This is a genomic window from Agathobaculum sp. (assembly GCF_050946325.1).
GTDB lineage: Bacteria > Bacillota > Clostridia > Oscillospirales > Butyricicoccaceae > Agathobaculum.
The window spans coordinates 1-4,915 of the sequence record NZ_JBMNUP010000142.1; the positions used below are offsets into that span (position 1 = coordinate 1).

The window sequence follows — 4,915 nt, forward strand, 5'->3', positions numbered from 1 at the left end:
GAATCCGTATGTTTTACAGAACTATATCAACAAATATCTGCAAAAGCATCCGGAAGAGATGTATGAGGTCATCAACGATATTCTCTCTCTGCTGGATACGCATTCCATGTATCTGTCGGCGGAGGAATATTCGCAGGGCTTTTCCACGCTGGAGGGCTTTGTCGGCGTAGGGGTCGGCATTGAGCAGACGGCGGGCGGCGTACAGATCGCCGAGGTGCTGCGCTTTTCCGCCGCGGAAGAGGCCGGTTTGCAGATCGGCGATATGATTGTGGAGATTGACGGCGAAAGCGCGGCGGATATGACCCATACCGAGGTGGCCGAGCGGCTGCGCGGCGCGGAGGGGACGACGGTCCGGCTTACCGTTCGCCGGCAGGGCAGAAATGTCACGGTTTCGTGCGCGCGGCGCAAGGTAAACCAGGTATATGTATCCAATAAAACGCTGTGCGACGGTGTGGAGTATATCAAGGTCAGCGCGATGGGCTCGGAAAATGACTGGACGGTTTTTTCGGAGATCTGGCAGGGGCTGGATGAAAAGAACACCCGTGCGGTTGTGCTCGATCTGCGCGGCAACGGCGGCGGCGTGATTGATGTGGCGCTGCGCATGGCGGACGCGATGGTGCAGCAGCCGAATGTGCCGCTGGCCAGCGTGCGCTGGCGCGCGGACATGGGCGGCATGGAGACGACGCTGTCCACGGGCAACGCGCTGCCGCTCAATAAAATTGTTGTGCTGGTGGACGGCGGCACGGCCTCTGCGGCCGAACTGCTGGCCGGCAGTTTGAAGGAAACCGGCGCTGCGACCGTAATCGGTACGCAGACTTACGGCAAAGGCCAGGGGCAGTTCCACCTGGACCTGGTAAATGGAGATAAGCTGGTGATTACCACGCTGGAGCTTGAGCTGCCCAAAACGGGCGCGTATGAAGGCAAAGGCATTTCGCCGGATATTGTTGTGGAAAACCGCGAGGTGACGGTGCATGCCGGCAGCCTGACGCCGCTGCCGGAAGACAGCGCGCTGCGTTTTGGCGATACTTCGGACGCGGTTTATGCAATGACCGAGCGGCTGACGCTGCTTGGCCTGCTGGACGGCGCGCGCCGCACGTTTGACGGCGCGGTTCTGGACGCGGTATCCGCTTTCCGCGCAAGTTATGAGATGGCGCCCGACCTGTTCGCTTCGCCCGCTGTGCTGCATGCGCTGAACGACGCGATGCAGACGCTGGACGGGCAGAGCTATCTGCTGGATGAACAGCTTTATACGGCGCAGGAGATCTGCCGGCTGGCAGCGGCCAAGCCGCAGCAGTATACTTCGCTGCCGGATGGAAGCTGGAAGAAAAAATGAACCATTCCCTGCGGGGAGCTTCTGGGAGGAAGAATCATTGGACATACCTTTATGCCGGACGAATGAAAACGCGCCGGCAACACAGATTATTTTGACAGATGCGGCCGCGCTGCCGCTGTACCATGCGCAGCCCGAACGTTTTGCGGCCGCCATTGCGCCGGACGGCGCCGCGTGCGCAGACTGGGCGGCGCAGCTCGCGCCGCTGCCGGTTGGCCTTGTGCTGGACTGCCCGCCCGAGCCCGATGTGGATAATGTGCCGCGGCCGATTACGATGTACTATATCGGCCAGTGCAAGGCCGCCTTCCGGGACAGGCTGCACGATGACGCGGCGTTTTATTACCTGCGCGGCGCGCCGACCTTTACGGCGCTGCGTGCGGCGGTGCTCGCGCTGGGAGACATGTGCGGCCGGACGGTGATTGCCGAGCTGGCAGTGGAAGACGACGAGGGCCGGCTGGCTGACGGCACGGACGTGCGTGCGGCGATTGGCGTGCTGCAGCGCATCGGCGTGTCCACGGTCATTCTGTCTGCGCACGATCCGGAATCGCTGACCGAAGCGCTGGACGCGGCCGCGCCCTATGCGCGGCTGTCGGTCGGCGTGGCCGCGCATTCGGCGTGGCTGCGCGCACAGACGCGGCTGTACAATACCGAATTGTTCCTTCCGGTTGCGCATGACGGCGAAGCGCGGCTGCTGGAAGCGGTTGCGGGCCATTGCGCGGGCCATACCGTGCCGCGCGACCATGACGATTTCATTCTGGCGCCGGACGGGAAAAATGCGCATTTCATCGACCCGACGATCGACATTTCCGACGAAATCGAGTGCGGACACCGGCTGGGAGAGGCGCTGATTGACGCGGAGGACGAGGCCGGCGCGCTCAAGCTGGTGCTGGAAAGCGAAGAGGACGTTGTGGCGCTGGAGGAGTATCGGTATATGATTTCTCGTCCGGTCTGCCTGTGCGCGGAATCAGCCGAGCTGCTGGAGCAGGGGCTGCGGGTGTATCCGGGCCTGGCGCTGTATGACGGGACCTGGGAGCAGCCGGAGGATGTGCTGCATTATTGGGAAAAGAAATACGGGCTTATCCTGCTGTAAGGTCTGAAAAGCCCGCTGCATACAAAGTGTGGGAGGGTCTGTTTTGGACTGGAAGGAAGTTACGATTTATACAACAACGGCCGGCATTGAGCCGGTAGCCGCTTTGCTGGAAGCGGGCGGCGTGGAAGGCTATGTGCTGGAGGACGCGGCGGATTTCGAGGAATTTCTCAAGGATACGGAGATATATTGGGACTATGTGGACGAGGACCTTGTGCGGGAAAAGACCGCGCAGGAAACCTGCCTGAAAATATATCTGTCCGATGATGCGGCGGGCGCAAAGCAGTTTGCGGATATCCGCGCCGCGCTGGAGGGGCTCAAGGCGCGCGACGCGCAGAACGCCTGGGGACGGCTGACGACCGAAACGGCCGTTACCCGCCAGGAGGACTGGGAATGGGGCTGGAAGCAGTATTTTAAGCCGTTCCCTGTCGGCCGGAGCTTTTTGATCAAGCCCTCGTGGGAGACCGTGGACGATGCGAAGGGCCGGCGGATTCTGGAAATTGATCCGGCGTCTTCGTTTGGCACGGGCAGCCATGATACGACGCAGCTCTGCATGGCCGCGCTGGAAGATATGGTGCGGCAGGGCGATACGCTGCTGGATATGGGCACAGGTTCGGGCATTCTGGCCATCGCGGCGGCGATGCTGGGCGCGGACGTGCGCGCAGTGGTGGATATTGATGAAAACTGCCTGAAAACCGCGCAGGAAAATGCGGAAAAGAATCATGTTTCCATCGGCCGCGGCCTGTGCGGAGACGCGCTGCGCGACCCCAAGCTGGCTGAGACGCTGGGGCAGGGATATGATATCATTGTGGCCAACATCGTGGCTGACGTCATCATCGGCATGGCGCCGATGTTTATGGACAAGCTGGCGCAGGGCGGTACGCTGATCTGCTCGGGCATTCTGAATGAGCGGGCAGACGAGGTGCGCGCGGCGCTGGAGCAAAACGGTTTTGCGGTGCAGTCGCACGCGAAGAGCGACGACTGGAGCGCATTTACCGCGCGCAAATGATTCACAGTTTGTTCACTTGCCAAATGGAAGATTTTTTGTTAAAATAGGAAAGGTTGAGACCATGGAAGACTGCGCTTTTCGGAATGGCGGCCCATGGAACCGACGGTTTTGACGAAAATAAGCGAATTTTGAGACAGGCTGGGGTATTTGATACGATGCCAAGGTTTTTTATTACCGGCCGGCCGGAAAACGGCCTGCTGACGCTGCGCGGGGAAGACGCGCACCATGCGGGACGTGTGCTGCGGCTGCGTCAGGGCGAGGCGGTGACGCTGTGCGACGGGGAAGAGACCGACTATGACTGCACGGTGGAGACCATTACAAAAGACGAAGTGGTTTGCCGCGTAGTGGATACGCATGCCGCGGGCACCGAGCCGAAACAGCGGCTGACGCTGTTCATGGCCTTGCCCAAGGGGGACAAAATGGACCTGATCGTACAGAAAGCGGTTGAGCTTGGCGCGCAGGAAATTGTGCCGTACCTGTCCAGAAACTGTGTATCCCGTCCGGAAAAGACGGAGAAAAAAGTAGAGCGCTGGCAGCGCATCGCCGCGGAGGCCGCGAAGCAGTGCGGCAGGGGAAGACTGCCGGCGGTGTGTGCGGTCGTGCCGTTTGCAGAGGCCGTGCTCCGCGCGGCGGAAAGTGAAACCGCGCTGTTTTTCTATGAAAACGAAAAAATGGTGGGTCTGCGCAGCGCGCTGGAGAGCGGCATGGGCGATACCGTTTCGCTGATGGTGGGGCCGGAGGGCGGTTTTACCCCTGAGGAAGCCGCAGAAGCGGAGCAGGCGGGACTGAAAAGCGTATCACTGGGCACGCGCATTCTGCGGTGCGAAACCGCGCCGATTGCGGCGCTTGCCGCTGTGCTGTATGCAGGCGGCAATATGTAAGATGAAAAAGGGAGTGGATAGCGTTGGCGAAGGGAAATATCAAGAAAAAGCCAATCAGTGAAGATGAATATACAACCAATAAGGTGCTGACGGTGTTCAGCGTATGCCTGCTTGGCGTGCTGGTGCTGATGATTGTGCAGCGCCTTTTGGACTATACCAACACCTGGCGGACGGGTATGATCGTCGTGAAGGCGCTGTTTGGCGTCGGCGTGCTTGGCGTGATCTGGGCGGTGTGCCTGTTTGTGCGCGAGCATGCGGGCAAACGGGATGCTGCGCGGCATATCGTATGCGGCCGCAATGTGTTGATTGCCAGTGTGATCCTGACGGGCTGCATGATGGTGGTGCATTCTATCGGCACGCAGCCGATTAAGGTGTTTTATGTTCTTCTGCCCGTGCTGGCGGTTTATTATCTGATTTACCATTCGTATGCGCCGGAATTTTTCACAATTGCGGTGGACTGCGGCATTGCGGGTGCGCTGATCTGGATTGCGCGGCGTGCAGCTGCTTCCGCCAGCTATGGGAAGCTGGCCTGGGCGGCGCTGGCAGCGGCGGTCGTATTGGCGGCGGCGCAGCTGATTTGCGTGAGCGTACTGCGCGGCAGAAAGGGC

Annotated in this window: 5 protein-coding genes; all 5 read left to right on the forward strand. The window is 60.2% G+C overall.

Features of this window, described 5'->3' with window-relative positions; genetic code table 11:
* A partial coding sequence (locus tag ACOYIE_RS09300; RefSeq protein ID WP_433412569.1) for a S41 family peptidase occupies window positions 1-1,333 on the forward strand: 1,333 nt, incomplete at its 5' end.
* Between the two features lie 37 nt (window positions 1,334-1,370).
* A complete protein-coding gene (locus ACOYIE_RS09305) occupies window positions 1,371-2,420 on the forward strand; it encodes a hypothetical protein (protein WP_433412571.1) in 1,050 nt (349 codons plus the stop codon).
* Between the two features lie 43 nt (window positions 2,421-2,463).
* Entirely contained in the window at window positions 2,464-3,426 is a 963-nt protein-coding gene (gene prmA / locus ACOYIE_RS09310) for a 50S ribosomal protein L11 methyltransferase (RefSeq protein WP_433412573.1), read from the forward strand.
* Between the two features lie 155 nt (window positions 3,427-3,581).
* Window positions 3,582-4,307, forward strand: a complete 726-nt coding sequence (locus ACOYIE_RS09315; protein ID WP_433412575.1) for a 16S rRNA (uracil(1498)-N(3))-methyltransferase — start codon at window positions 3,582-3,584, stop codon at window positions 4,305-4,307.
* Between the two features lie 23 nt (window positions 4,308-4,330).
* Window positions 4,331-4,915: hypothetical protein (locus ACOYIE_RS09320; protein ID WP_433412577.1), on the forward strand; the 585-nt coding region annotated here is incomplete at its 3' end.

Excerpts from the sequence above, each read along its gene's own strand:
- ACOYIE_RS09315 (WP_433412575.1), top strand. The coding sequence starts at position 3,582 with ATGCCAAGGTTTTTTATTACCGGCCGGCCGGAAAACGGCCTGCTGACG.